The sequence below is a fragment of the Achromobacter deleyi genome (assembly GCF_016127315.1).
Classification (GTDB): domain Bacteria; phylum Pseudomonadota; class Gammaproteobacteria; order Burkholderiales; family Burkholderiaceae_B; genus Achromobacter; species Achromobacter insuavis_A.
Genome location: NZ_CP065997.1, coordinates 6,336,383 through 6,355,780 on the forward strand (window position 1 = coordinate 6,336,383; position 19,398 = coordinate 6,355,780).

Genomic DNA, 19,398 nt, shown 5'->3' on the forward strand with positions numbered 1-19,398 from the left:
GCGTGAGAACAAGCCTCAATTCACCGGAAAAGTGTAATGGATCGAGCGCGTTTCACAAACCTGAAAGGCGCATCGGCGTTGGCTGGCGGGCACATTGGCGCCCAGTCCGACACGCTGCAAACGACAAAGGCACCCGCGGGTGCCTTTGTCGAACCTGCCTTTCGCGACCGGGCGGCAGCGCCGCCCGCCAGGCCTCAGGCTTCGGCCAGCGCGATGCGCAGCATGCGGCGCAGCGGTTCGGCGGCGCCCCACAGCAGCTGGTCACCGACGGTGAAGGCGCTGAGGTATTGCGGACCCATCGACATCTTGCGCAGGCGACCCACCGGGATGTCCAGCGTGCCCGTGACCGCGACCGGGGTCAGTTCACGGATGGTTTCTTCCTTGGTGTTGGGGATCACCTTGGCCCATTGCGTGCCCTGCGCGATCAGCGCTTCGATCTCGTCCAGCGGCAGGTCGCGCTTGAGCTTGATGGTCAGCGCCTGGCTGTGGCAGCGCATCGCGCCGATGCGCACGCACAGGCCGTCGATCGGGGTGGCGGCGGAACCGAAGGCGGCGCCACGGCCGAGGATCTTGTTGGTTTCGACCTCGCCCTTCCACTCTTCCTTGGACATGCCGTTGCCCAGGTCCTTGTCGATCCAGGGGATCAGGCTGCCGCCCAGCGGCACGCCGAAGTGCTCGTGGGGCAGCGCCGCGTCCTTCTGCTTGGCCAGGATGCCGCGGTCGATTTCCAGGATGGCCGAGGCCGGGTCGTCCAGCAGCGGCTTGACGGCGTGGTTAAGCTCGCCGAACTGGGTCAGCAGTTCGCGCATGTGCTGCGCGCCACCGCCCGAAGCGGCCTGGTAGGTCATGGTGGTCATCCACTCGACCAGGTCGTTGTTGAACAAGCCGGCCAGGCCCATCAGCATGCAGCTGACCGTGCAGTTGCCGCCGATGAAGTTGCGCACGCCGCGCTTGAGCGCCGCGTCGATCACGGGACGATTGACCGGGTCCAGCACGATGATGGCGTCATCGGCCATGCGCAGCGTGCTGGCGGCGTCGATCCAGATGCCGTTCCAGCCCGCGCCACGCAGCTTCGGGTAGACCTCGGAGGTGTAGTCGCCCCCTTGCGCCGTCACGATGATCGGCAGTTTTTTCAGAGCGTCAATGTTGTAGGCATCTTGCAGCGGGCCCGCGCCAGTCGCCCAAGTGGGGGCGGCGCCGCCAGCGTTGCTGGTGGAGAAGAACACCGGTTCGATCAGTGCGAAGTCGTTCTCGTCGCGCATGCGTTGCATGAGCACCGAGCCGACCATACCGCGCCAGCCGACAAGGCCTACTGCTTGATTCATTTCAATCGCTCTTTAAAGGTGGGGACAAGGTGTGGTGAAAAAACGTGCAAGAACCCAACAATTTATCAGAATGCACGCAGGGATGTTGCGGCGCAGCTTGAAAAAACGGGGCCGCAATAAAAGCCGCCCCGCTTTCGCGGCGCCGCGGCAACATCGGCATGAAAAAGGGCCGCCCTGCGGGCGGCCCCCTGGAAGCGGGACCGCGCCGCAAGGGCGCGTCCCTTGCAGGCATCAGGCCAGGGCTTTGAGGACGGCGTCGCCCATGCCCGAGGTGCTGACTTTGGTGGTGCCCGGTTCGAAGATGTCGGCGGTGCGCAGGCCATCGGCCAGCACCCGGCGCACGGCGGCTTCGATGCGGTCGGCCTGCGGCGCCAGGTTCAGCGAGTAGCGCAGCAGCATCGCGGCCGACAGGATGGTCGCCAGCGGATTGGCGATGCCCTGGCCCGCGATGTCGGGCGCCGAGCCGTGGCTGGGCTCGTACAGGCCCTGGCCGCCGGCGTTCAGCGAGGCCGACGGCAGCATGCCGATGGAGCCCGTCAGCATGGCGGCCTCGTCCGACAGGATGTCGCCGAACAGGTTGCCGGTGACGATCACGTCGAACTGGCGCGGGTTGCGCACCAGCTGCATGGCGGCGTTGTCGACGTACATGTGCGACAGCTCGACGTCCGGATACTCGCGCGCCACTTCGATGACGATGTCGCGCCAGAACTGCGAAGTCTCGAGCACGTTGGCCTTGTCGACGCTGCACAGCTTCTTGTTGCGCTTGCGGGCGGATTCAAAGCCGATGCGGGCGATGCGACGCACTTCCGATTCGGCGTAGCGCATCGTGTCGTAGCCTTCGCGTTCGCCGCTGAAGGCGCCGTCCGGCGACGAGCGCACGCCGCGCGGCGTGCCGAAATAGATGTCGCCGGTCAGTTCGCGGATGATCAGGATGTCCAGGCCGGACACGATCTCGGGCTTGAGCGACGAGGCGCTGGCCAGCTCGGGATAGAGGATCGCCGGACGCAGGTTGGCGAACAGGCCGAGCGCCTTGCGCAGGCCCAGGATGGCCTGCTCGGGGCGGAATTCGCGCGGCAGGCTGTCGTACTTCCAGTCGCCGACGGCGCCGAACAGCACGGCGTGCGATTCCTTGGCCAGCTTCAGCGTGGCCGGGGGCAGCGGGTGCTCGAACTCGTCGAAGGCGGCGCCGCCGACGGCCGCCTGCTTGATGTCGAACGGCACGTCCAGCGCCTTCAGGACGCGCACGGCCTGTTCGATGATTTCGGGGCCGATGCCGTCACCCGGCAAGACTGCGATGTTGTGAGTCATGGAAAAAACGGTCCTGTGGTCGATAGGAAAGGCAGGGTCAGGCGATCGGACGGCTTTCCAGCCAGGGATGGCGGGCCAGGCGTTCGGCTTCAAAGGCGCGGATCTTGTCGGCGTGGCGCAGGGTCAGGCCGATGTCGTCGAAGCCGTTGAGCAGGCAATACTTGCGGAACGGCTCGATGTCGAACTTCATGGCGCGGCCGTCGGCCGCCACCACCACCTGGCGGTCCAGGTCGATGTTGAGCTTGTAGGCCGGGAACGCCTTCACTTCGTCGAACAGGCGCGCCACTTCGAGCTCGGACAGCACGATGGGCAGCAGGCCGTTCTTGAAGCTGTTGTTGAAGAAGATGTCGGCGTACGACGGCGCGATGATGGCGCGGAAGCCGAACTGCGTCAGCGCCCAGGGCGCGTGCTCGCGGCTCGAACCGCAGCCGAAGTTCTTGCGCGCCAGCAGCACCGAGGCGCCCTGGTAACGCGGCTGGTTCAGCACGAAATCGGGGTTGAGCGGACGCTTGCTGTTGTCCATGCCCGGTTCGCCGTGGTCCAGGTAGCGCAGCTCGTCGAACAGGTTCGGGCCGAAGCCGGTGCGCTTGATGGACTTGAGGAACTGCTTGGGGATGATGAGGTCCGTGTCGACGTTTTCGCGGTCGAGCGGAGCCACCAGGCCTTCGTGAGTGGTGAATGCTTGCATGATGTCGGTACTCGGTGGGCGCTTAACGGAACGTGCGGACGTCGACGAAGTGGCCGGCCACGGCGGCGGCGGCAGCCATCGCCGGGCTCACCAGGTGGGTGCGGCCACCCTGGCCCTGGCGGCCTTCGAAGTTGCGGTTCGAGGTCGAGGCGCAACGCTCGCCCGGCTCGAGCCGGTCGGCGTTCATGGCCAGGCACATCGAGCAGCCCGGCTCGCGCCATTCGAAGCCGGCCTCGATGAAGATCTTGTCCAGGCCTTCGCGCTCGGCCTGCTGCTTGACCAGGCCGGAGCCCGGCACCACCATGGCCTGGCGCACGTTGGAGGCCACGTGCTTGCCGCGCGCCACGACGGCGGCGGCGCGCAGGTCCTCGATGCGCGAGTTGGTGCAGGAACCGATGAAGACGCGGTCCACGCGGATGTCGGTCAGCGGCGTGTTGGGCTTGAGGCCCATGTATTCCAGCGCGCGTTCCATGCCGCTGCGGCGCACGTCGTCTTTTTCGCGGTCGGGGTCCGGCACGCGCGAATCGACCGGCAGCACCATTTCAGGCGAAGTGCCCCAGGTGACCTGCGGCTTGATGTCGCGGGCATTGACTTCGACCACGGTGTCGAACTTGGCGCCTTCGTCGGTGCGCAGCGTGCGCCAGTAGGCCACGGCGTGGTCCCACAGCACGCCGGACGGCGCGAACGGGCGGCCGCGGAAGTATTCAACAGTCTTGTCGTCGACGGCGACCATGCCGGAGCGGGCGCCGGCCTCGATGGCCATGTTGCAGACCGTCATGCGGCCTTCGACCGACAGCGCGCGGATGGTGCTGCCCGCGAACTCGATGGCGTGGCCGGTGCCGCCGGCGGTGCCGATGATGCCGATGATGTGCAGGACGACGTCCTTGGCCGTACAGCCGAACGGCAGTTCGCCTTCGACCTTGATCAGCATGCTCTTGGCTTTCTTCATGAGCAGCGTCTGCGTGGCCAGCACGTGTTCGACCTCGGAGGTGCCGATGCCGAACGCCAGCGCGCCCAGCGCGCCGTGCGTGCTGGTGTGCGAGTCGCCACAGACCACGGTCATGCCCGGCAGGGTCGCGCCCTGCTCCGGCCCGATCACGTGGACGATGCCCTGGCGCAGGTCGTTCATGCGGAATTCGGTGATGCCGTACTTGTCGCAGTTGGCGTCGAGCGTGTCGACCTGCAGGCGCGAGATCGGGTCATCGATGCCCTGGGCGCGGTTCATCGTCGGCACGTTGTGGTCGGCGACGGCCAGGTTGGCGCCGTTGCGCCACGGCTTGCGCTGGGCGATGGCCAGGCCTTCGAACGCCTGCGGGCTGGTCACTTCGTGCAGCAGGTGGCGGTCGATATAGAGCAGACAGGTACCGTCTGATTCCTGGTGGACGATGTGGGCGTCCCAGAGTTTGTCGTAAAGGGTTTGGGCCATGGATGCGCTCTGCAAATAGACAATCCGGCTCGTGCCTCGCATGGGGCGAATCCATCGCTTCCACGCCGGCCGCTGCGGCATGTGAAGGATTATGCCCAGCCTCTGAACCTAGTACAACTACACCCAATATACTAGTACTAATACTACCATGGTGAACGGCTGGAATGGCCGCAAGCGGCCGCGGCATCGAGGCAGGAAGACGGCCTCAAGAAGGGAGCTGCGCCACGAACGGCAAGCGGCTGAACCCGGGGCGCCCCGCCTAGCGCGCCGCGCGGCCCTTGGATTGCTCGTACAGCGGCAGCACCTGTTGCGCCGCCGCTTGCAGGTCGGTGATGCGCGAGGCGGCCGACGGGTGGGTCGAGAGGATCTCGGGCGGCGCGTTGCCGTTGTCGGCGGCCCCCATCTTCTGCCACAGCGTGACCGCGGCGCGCGGATCGAAGCCGGCGCGCGCCGCCAGTTCGACGCCCATGCGGTCGGCCTCGGTTTCGTGGGTGCGGCTGTTGGGCAGCGTGAACATCACGTCGCTGAGCTTGCCGCCCAGGTCCGACGCGGCGCTCGAACCGGTGGCGATCGACAGCACCTGCAACCCCAGGCTGGTGGCCATCTGCTGCGAAACGCGTTCGCGCGCATGCTCGCGCAGCGCATGGGAAATCTCGTGGCCCAGCACCGCGGCCAGCTCGTCATCGGTCGGGTTGATCTTGTTGATCAGGCCGGTGTAGACGGCGATCTTGCCGCCCGGCATGCACCAGGCATTGACCTCGTCGCTGGTCAGGACGTGCACTTCCCATTTCCAGCTGGAGGCGTCGGGGCGGAACACGCCGGTCTGCGCGATCAGGCGCTGCGAAATCGTGCGCACCCGCGACACGAGCTGGGCGTCGCGGTCCAGCAGGTTCTTGGCCTGGGCCTGCTTGAGGATGTCGGCGTACTGCTGGTTCGCTTCCTGCTCCAGCGCCTGCGACGGCACCATGCTGGACATGTACTGCGTCCGGTTGACGCCGATGGCGCCGGACTGGGTGGTGTTCATCCCGGTGCAGCCCGCCAGGGCGGCCAGAGACAGCGCGGCCGCCACGCGGCGCAAGGGATAGCGATTACGGCTCATGCCAGCCTCCAACAGTCAGGAACAACGGGACGCGCGCGGGCCTCAGGCCGGATCGCCGCACTGGCCGCGGTGGCGCAGGGCGTGGTCGATCAGCACCAGGGCCAGCATGGCTTCGGCGATCGGCGTGGCGCGGATGCCGACGCAGGGATCGTGGCGGCCGAGCGTCTGCACCATCACCGGCTCGTTGGCGCGGTTCACGGAACGGCGCTCGACGCGGATGCTGGACGTGGGCTTGATGGCCAGCGACACCGTCACCGGCTGGCCGGTCGAAATGCCGCCCAGCACGCCGCCGGCGTGATTGGTGACGAAGCCGTCGGGGGTGATCTCGTCGCCGTGCTCGGAGCCGCGCTGCGCGATGCAGTCGAAACCGGCGCCGATCGACACGCCCTTGACCGCGTTCAGGCCCATCATCACGTGCGCGATGTCGGCGTCCAGGCGGTCATAGATGGGCTCGCCCCAGCCGGCCGGCAGGTTCTCGGCCACCACCTCGATGCGCGCGCCGACCGAATCGCCATCGCGGCGCAACTGGTCCATGTAGGCTTCCAGTTCGGGCACGACGTCGGCATTCGGCGCGTAGAACGGGTTGTTCGGCACCTCGTCCCACGAGACGAAGGGAATCGGGATCGGGCCCAGCTGGCTCATGTAGCCGCGCACCTTCACGCCGTACTGCTCGGCCAGCCATTTCTTGGCCACGGCGCCCGCGGCCACCGTCGGCGCGGTCAGGCGCGCCGAGGAACGGCCACCGCCGCGCGGATCGCGAAGGCCGAACTTGCGCCAGTAGGCGTAGTCGGCGTGGCCCGGCCGGAAGGTGTCGGTGATGTTGGAATAGTCCTTGCTGCGCGCATCGGTGTTGCGGATCAGCAGCCCGATGGGCGTGCCCGTCGTCAGGCCCTCGAACACGCCGGACAGGATCTCGACCTGGTCGGCTTCCTGGCGCTGGGTGACGTGACGCGAGGTGCCAGGGCGGCGGCGGTCCAGTTCGTGCTGGATGTCGGCCGCTTCCAGCGGCAGCCCGGGCGGACAGCCATCGATGACGCAACCGATGGCCGGCCCGTGGGATTCGCCAAAATTCGTGACGGTGAACAGAGTACCGAGGGTATTGCCGGGCATAGGAAGTCAACAGGTGGGGGTTTGCAAGCAACCCCGATTATGACACCGCCGACGCCAAAGCCTGAATTTCCGCGGCGGGCGCGGGACGTCCCAGCAGGAACCCCTGCATCACGCGGCACCCCAGCGACTTGAGGATCTCGCGTTGCCCTTCGGTCTCGACGCCTTCGGCCACCACCGGCAGGTGCATCGCCTGGCACAGTCCGAACAACGCCGACACCACCTCGCGGCTGCCGGCGTCGGACTCGAGGGCGGAAATGAAGCTGCGGTCGATCTTGACCCAGTCGATCGGCAGGTGCCGCAGGTGGTTCAGGCTGGAATAGCCACAGCCGAAATCGTCCAGCGCCACGCCGATGCCCTTGGCCCGCAGGGTGTTCAGGATCTTCACGTGGCGCTCGTAGTGCAGGATGAAGATCGATTCGGTAATCTCCAGCACCAGCTTGCGCGGCGCCAGCTTGGTCGAGGCCAGCACGTCGGACACCAACTGCACCAGGCCGTCTTCGTTCATCTGCTTGACCGACAGATTCACGTGCACGCGCCACGCCGCCGGCCACAGCGCCGCCTGCGAGCAGGCGCGTTCCAGGATCCAGGCGCCCAGCGGCACGATCAGCCCGCTGCGTTCGGCCAGTTCGATGGTGACGGCCGGCGACACGCTGCCCAGTTCGGGATGGTGCCAGCGCAGCAGCGCCTCGCAGCCCTGCACCACGCCCGTGCCGCTGTCGCAGACCGGCTGGTAATACAACTCGAACTGGTCCATCGACGCGGTCGTCAGCGCCAGCCGCAGATCGTTTTCCAGGCCCTGCTGGTCACGCTGGCGCGCCAGCATGCGGAAGTCGAACATGTTCCAGCCGGGGCCGCCGCGTTCCTTGAGAGGCACCATGGCGACCTGCACGCAACGTTGCAATTCCTCGACACTGCGACCGTGGTCCGGATACAACGCCGCGCCCACGCGGAACACCGCGATCAGGGGCCGGCCACCCAGTTCGTAGGGCACGGACAGGTCTTCGAGCAGCTTGGCCGAGACCTGGGCCGCGCCCTCCTCGTCGACGTCGGGAATGCACACGGTGAAGGTGTCGATGCCGGTGCGGGCGACCATGCCGCCCAGCGCGCGGGTCAGCAGGCGGAGCCGATCGGCCACCATCACCAGCAGGGTCTGGTCTTCGCCGGCCCGCAGCATCGCGCTGATCTCGGCGTACTGGTCAAAACTGACCAGGAAAAACGCGCCAATGCCGCGCGTGCCCGAGCGGGCACGCGCAATACCCAGGGATTCCTGGTTGTCCTGCACCGGTCCGCCAGGGCCGAACGCCCCCCTGCCGGACTGCCGTTCAGCCTGGATCAGCCACGCGCGCGCGCGGCGATGCAGCTCCCGCTGGCTCAGGACACCGGTCAATTCATCACGCGTCAATCGCCCGCGCAGGACGCGTTCCCGGCGGACGAAAAACAAACTTATCGCTGCAAGTGCGCCCACGAGCGTCAGGCACAGTGCGAGCAGGTAACTCTCACGCACGGAGCCCCCTATCTAGAAACCCTTGGCGTTGTGGTCCGGAAAGAAACCCAAGGGCTGTAACATTTTTTAAATTATGCATTATTTTCGCAAAAAAACGCCACACTTCAGGAGCAACGCGCTCCCTTTCCTTCGATTCCTGCCCTGATCTGGTTGCTCGTTGGGGGTCATGACGGTCCTTGGATAGCAGTCGCTGGCCGGTCCTTTGCGCCATGCCGTGCCCTTACTACGACAGCCGGAACCGGAAAATTAATACGGCCTGTCTCAATAGTTATCATCCGGGCAATTATCACGATCGAAATAATTGCACAGGTTGTCTGATATCGCAGGTGATTTCGTAATATTCTGTATGTTCTGTGACATGCGGAATTACAGCGTACGCGGCGACACTGAGGTATTAGTAACGTGTGTCACGTTTCTTATCCAGCATTTTTCCCGTCAGGGCACTTGCGCTGCCTGACGTCTCCCCTTTCACTGGCAGGCCGGCATCGCACGGCACCGGCAACGGTGCGGGCCACGAAGGGAACCTCTAATCCATGTCCACACTACGCCGGCTGATCCTCTGCACCGCTCTCCTGATTGCCTTCATCCTGCTTGGCGCACAGGCCTTGGGGATGCTGGCCGCCCACCGTTATCTGAATACCCAGCTGGCCCAGCAGGGCCAGGCCGGCGCCAGCGCGCTGGCCTGGGTCCTCTCGCACGACCCGGGCGGCGTGCAGGACAAGCGCCAGTTGGCCGACGAGCTGTTCGGGGCCGGCATGTATGCATTGGTGCGCATCTCCGGTGAAAACGGGGACACGCAAGCCGAACGCCGTGAACCCGTCCAGGACGGGCAAGCGGGCGCGTCGCGCGACTGGCGCGACGCCTGGCTGTCCATGGATGCGCCGGCCGCCACCCGCCCCTATCTGGGGCCGGATGGCCGGCGCCTGGGCACGGTCACGGTGCAGGCCGACGCGCGGCTGGCGCGCGACACCCTGTGGCAAGGCGGCGTCCGCGTCATCGGTCTGACCCTGGCCGCCGGCGTGTTCTGGACGCTGTTCGCCGCCAACCTGATGCGCTGGCTCGAGGCCAAGACCGGCTGGAACGGCCTGGGGCGCGCCCGCCCGCTGGCGCCGCACGGCGCGGATAGCCCGCGACCGCGCGAGCCGGCCAGCGTCGACGAAGCGCTGATCGATGCCCAACGCAAGGCCGCCGCCACGGTGCAGGAACAGAACGCCCGCATCGAATCGCTCGAAAGCGAAATCCAGCGCGACGCCGTCACCCGGCTGCCCAACCGCAAGTATTTCATCGACCACTTCCGCCAGGCGCTGACCGGCCAGGCGGCCGACACCGGCGGCCACATCCTGATGTTCCGGCAACGCGACCTGGCCCAGATCAACCGGCACCTGTCGCGCGCCTTCACCGACCAGTGGCTGCGCTCGTCGGCCGACCGGCTGCGCAAGCTGGTGGATGCCAACGGCGGCGCCGACATGACGCTGGCGCGCATCGGCGGTTCCGACTTCGCCCTGCTGATGCCGCGCACGTCCGCGCCGCAGGCCGGCCTGCTGGCCGAACGGGTCCGGCACGAACTGCGCTCGCTGCGCGTGCCCATGGACAAGCACGGCTGGTGCCGCTGGGCGCTGGCGATGGCGGCCTTCACGCCGGGCGACAACGTCAGCGACACGCTGGCCCGGCTCGATCACGCCCTGATGTGCGCCGAAAGCGCCGACGACGACCAGATCGCGCCGGCCAGCCAGGCGCCCGACAGTACCCGCATCGGCGAATACAGCTGGCACGACGCGCTGTCCACTGCCCTGGAACAGCACCGCTTCTCGCTGACGGTGCAGGCGCTGGCGGACGTGCGCGGAGCCCTGCTGCATTACGAAGCCAGCCTGACGCTGCACGACAGCCGCGGCGCCGATCCGGTGCCGGCCGCGATCTTCATGCCGCCCGCCGTACGCCTGGGCCTGTCCGCCGAATGCGACATCCAGGCCATCCGCCTGGGGCTGGACTGGCTCTACACCCACGACGCCGCGCTGACGGTACACGTGTCGCGCGCCTCGCTGGCGCAGGGCGCGTTCCTGTCGCGGCTGGAACGCATGCTGGCCGACCGGCCGGCCCTGCCCCCGCGCCTGATCGTCGAAATGGACGCGGCCGCGCTGGTGGAGCTTGGCGACGAATTGCGCCAGCTGTGCCGCATCGTCACCGCCGCCGGCGGCCGTGTCGGCCTGTCGCGACTGTCGCGGCAATTCGGCGCGATGGAACACCTGCACGAATACCCCCTGTCCTACGTCAAGCTGTGTGGCGGTTTCATTACCGGCATCCTGCACAGCCCGGGCAGCCAGCACCTGGCCGCGACCGTCGTGGCGACCGCCGCCTCGCTCGGCATGTCGGTGTACGCTGAGGACGTTCCCGACGACGCCACCCGCGCCACCCTTGAGAAAATCGGTGTCCACGCGATTCGCGGCGCTGTCGTAAACTTCGCCCGCGCTCACGACCACGCGCCTGACCAACAATGGGTTCCTAGTTGACGGAAGGATTGTTTCTTCGCACCCTTTGGCGCTCGCGCCAACGCCGCGCCGACCGCGCGGCCGCCCCGCGCGCGGCGCGCCCCGCGTGGCCCGGATGGCTGGCAGCCGTCCTGTTGTGGCCCGGCGCCGCACTGGCCGACGGCCTTGGCCACGCATCGGCCGATCTGCTGATGGGCCTCACGGCCGGCATCGCGCTGGCCTGTGCCGTGGCCAGCGCCATCGCCTGGTTCCACACCCGCGCCGCGATCTACGGCGCCGGCCTGGCCTTCGCGCTGGTCGAGGGCATCCTGCGCACCCAACCGACGCTGTTCCCCGCGGGCGCGCTGCAGGCGGGCTCGTACGCGGCGTTGCTGGCCCTGTCCGTTCCTCTCATCACCGCCGGCCAGCCGGCTGCCGCGCGCCTGGCCGCCGCCTGCCGCTGGGCCTGCATCGGGCTGACCGGACTGGCGGCGCTGGCGCTGATCTTCGTCTATGACACCGATGGCGGCGTGATGCCCAGGCTGATCACCGGCGCCGGCGCCACCGCCAGCGCGGTGCTGGCGGCCTGGTTCCTGGCCGCCGCCGCCCGCCCCTCGCCGCGCCGGGCCGCGACGCTGACGCTGGGCGCGGTGCATCTGTCATCGGTCTGGATCCTGGCCCACGACGCCTGGTCGGCTCCCGCCGAAGGCGGGCTGGTGATGCCGCTGGCGCGGCTGCTGCTGGCGCTGGCCACCCTGCTGCTGGCGGGACTGGACCGGCGGACGCCGGCCGAGCCCGCGCGCCAGGAAGCGGACGACGCCCAGCAACTGGTTCAGGGCGAATTGCGATTGGTGGAAATGACCGGCGCGCTGGATGCGCAACGGCAGATGAACGCGCTGATCTCGCACGAGCTGCGCGCCCCGCTCGCCACCATCAGCGCCGCGGCGCAATCACTGGACATGATCCTGTCCGGCAGCGGCGAGGCCGTCGACAACCGGCTGGCGCGGATCCACCGATCAGTGACCCGCATGACGGAGCTGATGGAACAATTGCTGAACCAGGACCGGCTCGGCGAACAGGCCTGGACCCCGCGCGGCGAACAGACCGACATGTCCGAGCTGGCCGGCGACGTGGTCGCGGCCATGCAACCCGATACCGCCCACGCGTTGCGGCTGCAGACCGGCGGCGCGGCGCTGCCGGTCTATTGCGACCGCGGGCTGACCAGCGTGGTGGTGCGCAACCTGATCCACAACGCCATCAAGTATTCGCCCGCCAGCGAACCGATCCGGATCGAAACCGGCCAGGCCGAGGACCAGGGCGTGCCGATGGCGTGGGTAGCCGTGACCGATCGCGGCCCCGGCATTGGCGTGGAGGAACAGGCGCGCATCTTCGAGCCGCGCTTTCGCCGCGCGGCCCATCGCGAAACCCAGGGCATGGGCATCGGACTGTATCTGGCGCGGCGCATCTGCCAGAGCCAGGGCGGCTCGCTGGCGATGCACAGCGAAGTGGGCGTGGGGACGCGTTTCGTCATCACTCTGCCCGCCCGGCCTCCCGGGCCGGACACGCAGGATCAAGCCGCGAACACGTAACCCTGGCCGCGCACCGACAGCACCGGCAGCTTCAGGCCCGCGCTCTGCGCCTTGGCGCGCAGCCGGCTGACCAGCACGTCGATCCGCCGCAATTCGAACCCGCCCGGGCTATCCGGCAGGAACAGTTCGGCCAGGGCCTGGCGGCTGACCGCGGAACCGGCCGCGTCCATCAACGCCATGAGGAAGGTCCGTTCCTGGGCGCTCAGGTGCAGCGATGCGCCATCCGGCGCCACCAGGATCCAGCCGCCATCCTGCAACGACCAGGAGGTGTCGGCCGCCGCCGCGCGGGTCTCGGCATCGGCCGGACGCGGCGACTTGGCCAGGCGCATGCGGCGCGCCAGGCTGCGGATGACGGAACTGAGCTCCAGCAGGTCGACGGGCTTGGTCATGTAGACATCGGCGCCGCCTTCCAGGCCGCGCACCCGGTCCTCGAGCGCGCTACGGCCCGTCAGCATGACAATCCCCACCGGGCTCAGCGCACGCAGGCGCGTCGCCACGGAAAAACCGTCCTCTCCAGGAAGATGGGCGTCGAGTATGACGATATCGCAGGGTTGTTCCTGCAAGCGGCGGTAGAACGCCGCGGCATTGTCACAGGCGAACGCCACACGGAAACCGTACCCGCCCAGGCCCAACGCCAACTCCTCCCGGAAGTCCGCATCATCCTCGAGCAGGCCGATACACAGCAAACCATCTGCGCCAGGCATATTCAGAGTGCTTTTATATTGAAAATTGTCGACAAATGCCCCAGTGACAGGCATGCCACCTGAGTGTCCCGCAGGCGACAATCTTACGACTTTTACAATGGAAACGAATGATTGCAGAGAAAAAAACCGCGATTTTTCGTCTCAATGCGCCAATTTTCCGTATTTTCCGCACTCAAAATGCCGCTTTGCCATCAATACGCGCGCGCAACGAACATCAGGACGAACAACTGACCTCGATGCCGTTGGCCCAGTCCGGGGGCAGGCTGGCGTACTTTTCGTAGCCAGTCCGGGCCGTGAACGGGTCGCGCAGCAACGTCATCAGCGTCTCGATTTCACCGGCGTCGCCGGTCTTGGCGGCGCGGATCGCCTCCTCGGCCAGGTGATTGCGCAATACATATAGGGGATTCACCCGGTTCATGGCCGCGGCCACCTCGGCCGCCGGGCGTCCGTCCTGCGCCTGGCGCGCCAGCAGGCGGTCAAGCCAGGCCGAGGCCGCCTCGCGGTCGATGAACAGGTCCTGCAACGGCGCGCGGTTGCCCGACACCGCATCGGCCAACCGCCGCCAGGTCAGGGTGAAATCGGCCTGGTTGGCGTCCATCAGCTTGAGCAGGTCGTCCAGCAGCGGCTCATCCGCCGGGCGCCAGGCCGCCAGGCCCATCTTGGCGCCCATGCGGTCGTGGAAGGCGCGCGTGAACACGCCCTCGAATTCGTCCAGCACGGCGCGCAGGCCGTCGACATCCTGCACCAGCGTGTGCAGGCTGCCGCCCAGGCGGTAGAGATTCCACAGCGCCACGGAAGGCTGGCGATTCCAGGAATAGCGGCCCTCGGAATCGGAATGGTTGCAGACATGGCCAAGCCGGAAGCCGTCCATGAAGCCGTAGGGGCCGTAATCCAGGGTCAGGCCCAGGATGGACATGTTGTCGGTGTTCATGACGCCATGGCAGAACCCCACCGCCTGCCAGTCCGCCATCAGCAGCGCGGTGCGGCGGGTGACCTCGCGCAGCAGGCGCACGTAGGGCGCGGTGTCGCTCGGCGCCTCGCCGGCGGGCACGGCCCGGCATTCGGGGTAGTAGCGGTCGATCACGTAGTCGGCCAGCGTCTTGAGCAGGTCCGGCTGGCGGCGCGAGGACCAGTGCTCGAACGAGCCGAAGCGCACGAAGCTGGGCGACATGCGCGTCACGATGGCGGCCGTTTCCACGGTTTCGCGCCACACCGGATCGTCCGAGGCCACCAGCGCCAGCGCGCGGGTGGTCGGGATGCCCAGGCCGTGCATGGCTTCGCTGGCCAGGTATTCGCGCACCGACGAGCGCAGCACCGCGCGGCCGTCGCCCATGCGCGAATACGGCGTCAGGCCGGCGCCCTTGAGCTGCAATTCCCAGGCGCCCGCCGGGCCCTGGATCTCGCCCAGCAGATGCGCCCGGCCATCGCCCAGCTGCCCGGCCCACACGCCGAACTGGTGGCCGCTGTAGACCGCGGCCAGGGTATCGCCGCCGGGCAGCGGCTGCGCCCCGGAAAACACGCGCAGGAATTCCGGCGTCCGCAGCGCGGCCGGGTCCAGCCCGATCAACGCGGCGGCCTCGGCGTTGGCATGCAGCAGCCGCGGGTGGTTCAGCGGTTGCGGCTCGAGCCGCGTATAGAACGCGGCCGGCAACGCCGCGAACGAGTTGACGGCATGCAGTTCGGACAGGGAATGGGCGCTCATGCGCGTTGGCTCCTGGCGGCCCGCTTGGCCGGCCGCACGTAGAAAATGGCGCTGACGAAGAACACCGTCGACAGCAGGATCTCGCCCCACGCCATCAGCACCGACAGCGGCGCCGGATCCGACATGGCGCGCACCACGCCCTCCATCAGGTAGAGCAGCGACAGCATCGAGGCCCACTGATACGTATAGAGGTTGCCGCGCACGATGCCGCGCAGCGGCAGGACCAGCGGCAGCGCCTTGAGCAGCATCCAGGAGCCGCCCGGGCGCAGCGGCGCCACCAGCGTTTCCCAGGTGACGCACAGCACGATCAGGGCGAACAGCGACAGCGAGGCCGCCAGGCGCAAGCGGGGGTTGAGTTCAGGGTTCATGCTGCTATTATCGCCTGATGAACCGCCCCGCCGAGCCCGCCGCCGCCGCGACGGCGGCCCCCGAGTCCCCGCCCCCGCGCGCATCGTGGGCGGTGCGGGTCGGGCGTGCCTTTGTCTTCACTGCGCAGCGCGCCGACGAAGAAAAGCTGCTGCAGGTCGCCTCCAGCCTCACCTTCACCACGGTGCTGGCGATCGTGCCGATGCTGGCGGTGGTGCTGTCGCTGTTCACCGCGTTCCCCGTCTTCCAGGAATTCCGGGTCGCGCTCGAGGACTTCCTCGCCAACAGCCTGATGCCGCCGTCCGTCTCGGACAACATCATGGAATACCTGAACCAGTTCGCCCGCCAGGCCTCGCGCCTGACCGCGATCGGCGGCGCATTCCTGCTGGTGACCTCGCTGCTGCTGATCATGACGATCGACACGGCCTTCAACGACATCTGGCATGTGACCCGGCAGCGGCCGTTGCCGCAGCGGGCGCTGGTCTACTGGGCCGTCATCACGCTGGGGCCGGTGGTGGCGGGCGCCAGCCTCTGGGCCACCTCGTTCGTGGCGCGCGAATCGCTGGGGCTGGTGCGCGACGTGCCCGAGATCGTCAGCATGGCGATCTCGTTCATTCCGCTGGTGCTGACCGCCCTGGGCTTCGCCGCCCTGTTCGTGGTGGTGCCGAACCGCCAGGTGCTGTGGCGCGATGCCCTCATCGGCGGTTGCGTCACGGCGCTCGCGCTGGAAGTCATGAAGTCGGCCTTCGCCTATTACCTGACGCGGTTCCCCACCTATACCGTCATCTACGGCGCGTTCGCCACGCTGCCGATCTTCCTCTTGTGGATCTACCTGTCCTGGCTGGCGGTGCTGCTGGGCGCCACGCTGGCCGCCAGCGCCCCGCTGATTCGCCTGGGCCGCTGGGAATTCAACCGCTACGCGGGCGCGCCCTTCGTCGACGCGGTGGAGGTCTTGCGCACGCTGCGCCGCGCCCAGTCCCGCACGCCCCCCGGCCTGCCCGCCGGCCAGTTGGCGTCGAAACTGAAACTGCACCAGGATGAATTGAACGACGTCCTGGAAACCCTGTGTGACATGAACCTCGTCACCCGCACCCCGGACGACCTCTGGGTGCTGACCTGCGATGCCCGAGAGACCTCGTTGGCGCCGGTGGTCGACCGTTTCCTGCTCGATCGCGGCCAGCCGCGGGTGCGCGACGATAGTGAAATCCTGCGGGCCGCGGCGGCCGTGATTTCCCGGGAAAATGCGCCCGTGCTGGAAGAACTCTGCGGAGAAGCGCAAAATACCGGAAATGGCGTCGCCCCGGTACTGCAGCTGGAAGCGAACAAGAAATAGCAATCAGGGCACCACCGCCCAGGAGAAACCGATGTTGAAGGTCAGCGAGATTCTGCGCGTCAAGGGAGACACGCTTTACACGGCATCGCCGGACATGCCCGTGTCCCAGGCCGTGCAAACCATGAGCGAGCAGGATATCGGCTCGCTCGTCATCATGGAATTCGGCACGCTGGTCGGCATGCTGACGTTCCGCGAGATCATCCGCCACATGCACGCGCATGGCGGCGCGGGCGAAACCACCATCCGTTCCATCATGGACGACGCGCCGGTCAGCGTGTCGCCCAACACCAGCGCCGACGAAGTGCAGCGCCTGATGCTCGAGAAGCACGCGCGCTACATACCCGTCATGGACGGCCCGACGCTGATGGGCGTGATTTCGTTCTACGACATGGCCCAGGCCATCGTGGCGGCGCAGCAGTTCGAAAACAACATGCTCAAGGCCTACATCCGCGACTGGCCCGCCGAAAGCGCGGAATCGACCCAGCCCTGAGCCACCGGCGGTTATCGGACGGCGGCATCATCGCCGGAGCCCGTTGATCGTCCAATGGACAACGCCCAGGCGACCTTGCGGCCGCCTGGGCGTTGTTGCATTCAGGGTCAAGCGCGTTCAGGCGCTCGCCGGTACGGCCGCCAATGCAGGACCGCGCTCCTGCGGCGCGTGCCGCTGGCTGCGCCAGGCGTCGTAGATCAGGGCGGGATCGTTCGCGGCCAGCAACGCCGGATCCGACAACATGCGGCGCCAGCGCCGCGCGCCCGACTGGCCGTTCACCAGGCCCAGCATCGGCCGCGTCATGACCCGCAGCGGCACGCCCTGCGCCACCTGGCGCGCGGCGTATTCCATCATCGCGTCGACCACCTGGGCATCGCTGGGCAGGCGCACCGAGGGCCACAGCTGCAGCGACACCTCGGACAGCACCCGGGGCGTGTGCCAGGCCGCGCGGCCCAGCATCACGCCGTCGAAATCGGCGGCCGCGCGCACCGACTGCTCAGCATCGGCCAGCCCGCCGTTCAGCACGAACACGCAGTCCGGGAAATCCTGCTTGAGCTGGCGCACCACGTCGTAGCGCAGCGGCGGAATCTCGCGGTTGTCCTTGGGCGACAGGCCCTTGAGCACGGCATTGCGCGCATGGGCGACGAACACCCGGCAGCCGGTGTCGTAGATCTTGCCGACGAAATCACGCACGAAGGCGTACGACTCGTCGTAGTCCAGTCCCAGGCGGTGCTTGACCGTCACCGGGATGTCGACCGCGTCCTGCATCGCCTTGATGCAGTCGGCGACCAGGTCGGGCTCGGCCATCAGGCAGGCGCCGAACGCGCCCTTCTGCACCCGTTCCGACGGACAGCCGCAATTCAGGTTGATTTCGTCATAGCCCCACTGCCGCCCCAGCCTGGCCGACTGCGCCAGCGCGTCCGGCTCGCTGCCGCCCAGCTGCAACGCGACCGGATGCTCGGCCTCGTCGAAGTCCAGGTGGCGCGCGACGTTGCCGTACAGCAAGGCGCCGGTGGTGATCATTTCGGTGTACAGACGCGCGCGCGGCGCCAGCAGCCGGTGGAAATAGCGGCAATGCCGGTCGGTCACATCGATCATCGGGGCGACGCACAGCCGCCAGTCGGGGGAGTCCAAGAATCACTCGTCAAAACAAGGGGATGCGGTATTTTACGGTGCTTGGCGGGATTCTGCCCGGCAAGCTGGCCGAAGACGGCGCCACCGCCCCGGGCCATGTGGTCTAAAATTGCGCCGCCGCCGCGTGCAAGCACGCGCCCGCGCCCGTGGCACACGTCCGTCAACTCCCCTCTTCTCGTAGATCAATGGCCGTATTCACCCCCGTATCCGATGACGACGCACGCGCCCTGCTGGCGCATTTCGACCTGGGCGAGTTCGTCTCGCTGCGCGGGATCACGGCGGGTATCGAGAACACCAACTACTTCCTGTACACCAGCCGCGGCGAGTACGTGCTGACGCTGTTCGAAGTGCTGACGCACGCCCAGCTGCCGTTCTATATCGAGCTGATGTACCACCTGGCCAGCCGCGGCATTCCGGTGCCGCAGCCGCAGACGCTGCGCGACGGCACCCGCCTGACCACGCTGCACGGCAAGCCCTGCGCCATCGTCACGCGCCTGCCGGGCGGCTACGAACCCGCCCCCGGCGCCGCCCATTGCGCCCTGGCCGGCGCCACCCTGGCCCGCGCCCACCTGGCGGCGCAGGACTTCCCGATCCAGCAGCCCAACCTGCGCGGCCTGTCCTGGTGGACCGAGACCGCGCCCAAGGTCCTGCCCTTCCTCGAAGCCGGCCAGGCCGAGTTGTTGCAGTCCGAACTGGCCGCCCAGCAGGCCGCGGCCGCCAGCCCCGCCTGGCAAACACTGCCCGCCGGTCCAGCCCACTGCGACCTGTTCCGCGACAACGTGCTGTTCGCCGGCACCTTCGAGGATCCGCTCATGGGCGGCATCATCGACTTCTACTTCGCCGGCTGCGACACCTGGCTGTTCGACGTCGCGGTCAGCGTCAATGATTGGTGCATCGAGCGCGATACCGGTGAATTCGTCCCCGAACTGGTCGAATCCTGGCTCGACGCCTATGCCCGCGTGCGCCCGTTCACCGACGCCGAGCGCCAGGCCTGGCCACTGATGCTGCGCGCCGCCGCCCTGCGCTTCTGGCTGTCGCGCCTGTACGACTTTTTCCTGCCGCGCCCGGCCCAGACGCTCAAGCCGCACGACCCCCGCCATTTCGAAAGAGTGTTGCAAGCGCGCCACCGCCCGGGCCTGCCGGTATTGCCGTAAT

General features: G+C 67.5%; 16 protein-coding genes. 5 read left to right on the plus strand and 11 right to left on the minus strand.

Annotated features, from left to right (window positions below):
• Positions 1-194: 194 nt before the first annotated feature.
• The 7 genes from asd to I6I07_RS28650 all read right to left on the minus strand — a co-directional run bounded on the left by asd (position 195) and on the right by I6I07_RS28650 (position 8,460).
• Positions 195-1,325 carry an aspartate-semialdehyde dehydrogenase gene (gene asd, locus I6I07_RS28620; RefSeq protein WP_006394020.1) on the minus strand — a complete coding sequence of 377 codons (1,131 nt, stop codon included), beginning with the start codon at positions 1,323-1,325 and terminating at the stop codon, positions 195-197.
• A gap of 231 nt (positions 1,326-1,556) precedes the next feature.
• The gene (gene leuB, locus I6I07_RS28625; protein ID WP_049075092.1) at positions 1,557-2,633 is read right to left on the minus strand and encodes a 3-isopropylmalate dehydrogenase; all 1,077 of its coding nucleotides are present in this window, start codon (positions 2,631-2,633) and stop codon (positions 1,557-1,559) included.
• A gap of 37 nt (positions 2,634-2,670) precedes the next feature.
• Positions 2,671-3,321 (minus strand): 3-isopropylmalate dehydratase small subunit, encoded by a 651-nt coding sequence (gene leuD, locus I6I07_RS28630; RefSeq protein ID WP_006394018.1) that lies wholly within the window; start codon positions 3,319-3,321, stop codon positions 2,671-2,673.
• 22 nt (positions 3,322-3,343) lie between these two features.
• On the minus strand, positions 3,344-4,747 hold the full coding sequence (gene leuC / locus I6I07_RS28635) for a 3-isopropylmalate dehydratase large subunit (RefSeq protein ID WP_061071796.1): 1,404 nt from the start codon (positions 4,745-4,747) through the stop codon (positions 3,344-3,346).
• A 259-nt stretch (positions 4,748-5,006) separates the two neighbouring features.
• The gene (locus tag I6I07_RS28640) at positions 5,007-5,846 is read right to left on the minus strand and encodes a M48 family metallopeptidase (RefSeq protein WP_198484648.1); all 840 of its coding nucleotides are present in this window, start codon (positions 5,844-5,846) and stop codon (positions 5,007-5,009) included.
• Positions 5,847-5,888: 42 nt separating this feature from the next.
• Positions 5,889-6,956 carry a chorismate synthase gene (gene aroC / locus I6I07_RS28645; RefSeq protein WP_198484649.1) on the minus strand — a complete coding sequence of 356 codons (1,068 nt, stop codon included), beginning with the start codon at positions 6,954-6,956 and terminating at the stop codon, positions 5,889-5,891.
• A gap of 37 nt (positions 6,957-6,993) precedes the next feature.
• Entirely contained in the window at positions 6,994-8,460 is a 1,467-nt protein-coding gene (locus tag I6I07_RS28650) for a putative bifunctional diguanylate cyclase/phosphodiesterase (RefSeq protein WP_198484650.1), read from the minus strand.
• Between the two features lie 533 nt (positions 8,461-8,993).
• Here I6I07_RS28650 and I6I07_RS28655 point away from each other — a divergent pair.
• Together I6I07_RS28655 and I6I07_RS28660 are read left to right on the plus strand one after the other, a co-directional pair.
• Positions 8,994-10,967 carry an EAL domain-containing protein gene (locus tag I6I07_RS28655; RefSeq protein WP_232625812.1) on the plus strand — a complete coding sequence of 658 codons (1,974 nt, stop codon included), beginning with the start codon at positions 8,994-8,996 and terminating at the stop codon, positions 10,965-10,967.
• A gap of 170 nt (positions 10,968-11,137) precedes the next feature.
• The gene (locus I6I07_RS28660) at positions 11,138-12,514 is read left to right on the plus strand and encodes a sensor histidine kinase (RefSeq protein WP_232625813.1); all 1,377 of its coding nucleotides are present in this window, start codon (positions 11,138-11,140) and stop codon (positions 12,512-12,514) included.
• Here I6I07_RS28660 and I6I07_RS28665 read toward each other — a convergent pair.
• The 3 genes from I6I07_RS28665 to I6I07_RS28675 all read right to left on the minus strand — a co-directional run bounded on the left by I6I07_RS28665 (position 12,496) and on the right by I6I07_RS28675 (position 15,288).
• Positions 12,496-13,218, minus strand: coding sequence for a response regulator transcription factor (locus I6I07_RS28665; RefSeq protein ID WP_035360194.1), 723 nt, complete (start codon positions 13,216-13,218; stop codon positions 12,496-12,498). The genes I6I07_RS28660 and I6I07_RS28665 overlap by 19 nt on opposite strands.
• Positions 13,219-13,432: 214 nt before the next feature.
• Positions 13,433-14,920: a protein adenylyltransferase SelO gene (locus I6I07_RS28670; protein WP_198484652.1), complete on the minus strand. Its 1,488-nt coding sequence runs from the start codon at positions 14,918-14,920 to the stop codon at positions 13,433-13,435.
• Positions 14,917-15,288, minus strand: a complete 372-nt coding sequence (locus I6I07_RS28675) for a DUF2069 domain-containing protein (protein ID WP_035360192.1) — start codon at positions 15,286-15,288, stop codon at positions 14,917-14,919. Before I6I07_RS28675 ends, I6I07_RS28670 begins: the two co-directional genes overlap by 4 nt.
• Before the next feature lie 17 nt (positions 15,289-15,305).
• On the opposite strand from I6I07_RS28675, the gene I6I07_RS28680 reads away from it, so the two are divergent.
• Both I6I07_RS28680 and I6I07_RS28685 read left to right on the plus strand, forming a co-directional pair.
• Complete coding sequence (locus I6I07_RS28680) at positions 15,306-16,619, plus strand: YihY family inner membrane protein (RefSeq protein WP_198484653.1); 1,314 nt, start codon at positions 15,306-15,308, stop codon at positions 16,617-16,619.
• Between the two features lie 31 nt (positions 16,620-16,650).
• Positions 16,651-17,109: a CBS domain-containing protein gene (locus tag I6I07_RS28685; RefSeq protein WP_198484654.1), complete on the plus strand. Its 459-nt coding sequence runs from the start codon at positions 16,651-16,653 to the stop codon at positions 17,107-17,109.
• 117 nt (positions 17,110-17,226) lie between these two features.
• On the opposite strand, the gene dusA is transcribed toward I6I07_RS28685, so the two are convergent.
• Positions 17,227-18,207: a tRNA dihydrouridine(20/20a) synthase DusA gene (dusA, locus tag I6I07_RS28690; protein ID WP_232626148.1), complete on the minus strand. Its 981-nt coding sequence runs from the start codon at positions 18,205-18,207 to the stop codon at positions 17,227-17,229.
• Between the two features lie 221 nt (positions 18,208-18,428).
• On the opposite strand from dusA, the gene I6I07_RS28695 reads away from it, so the two are divergent.
• The gene (locus I6I07_RS28695; RefSeq protein ID WP_061071800.1) at positions 18,429-19,397 is read left to right on the plus strand and encodes a homoserine kinase; all 969 of its coding nucleotides are present in this window, start codon (positions 18,429-18,431) and stop codon (positions 19,395-19,397) included.
• Position 19,398: the final 1 nt, after the last annotated feature.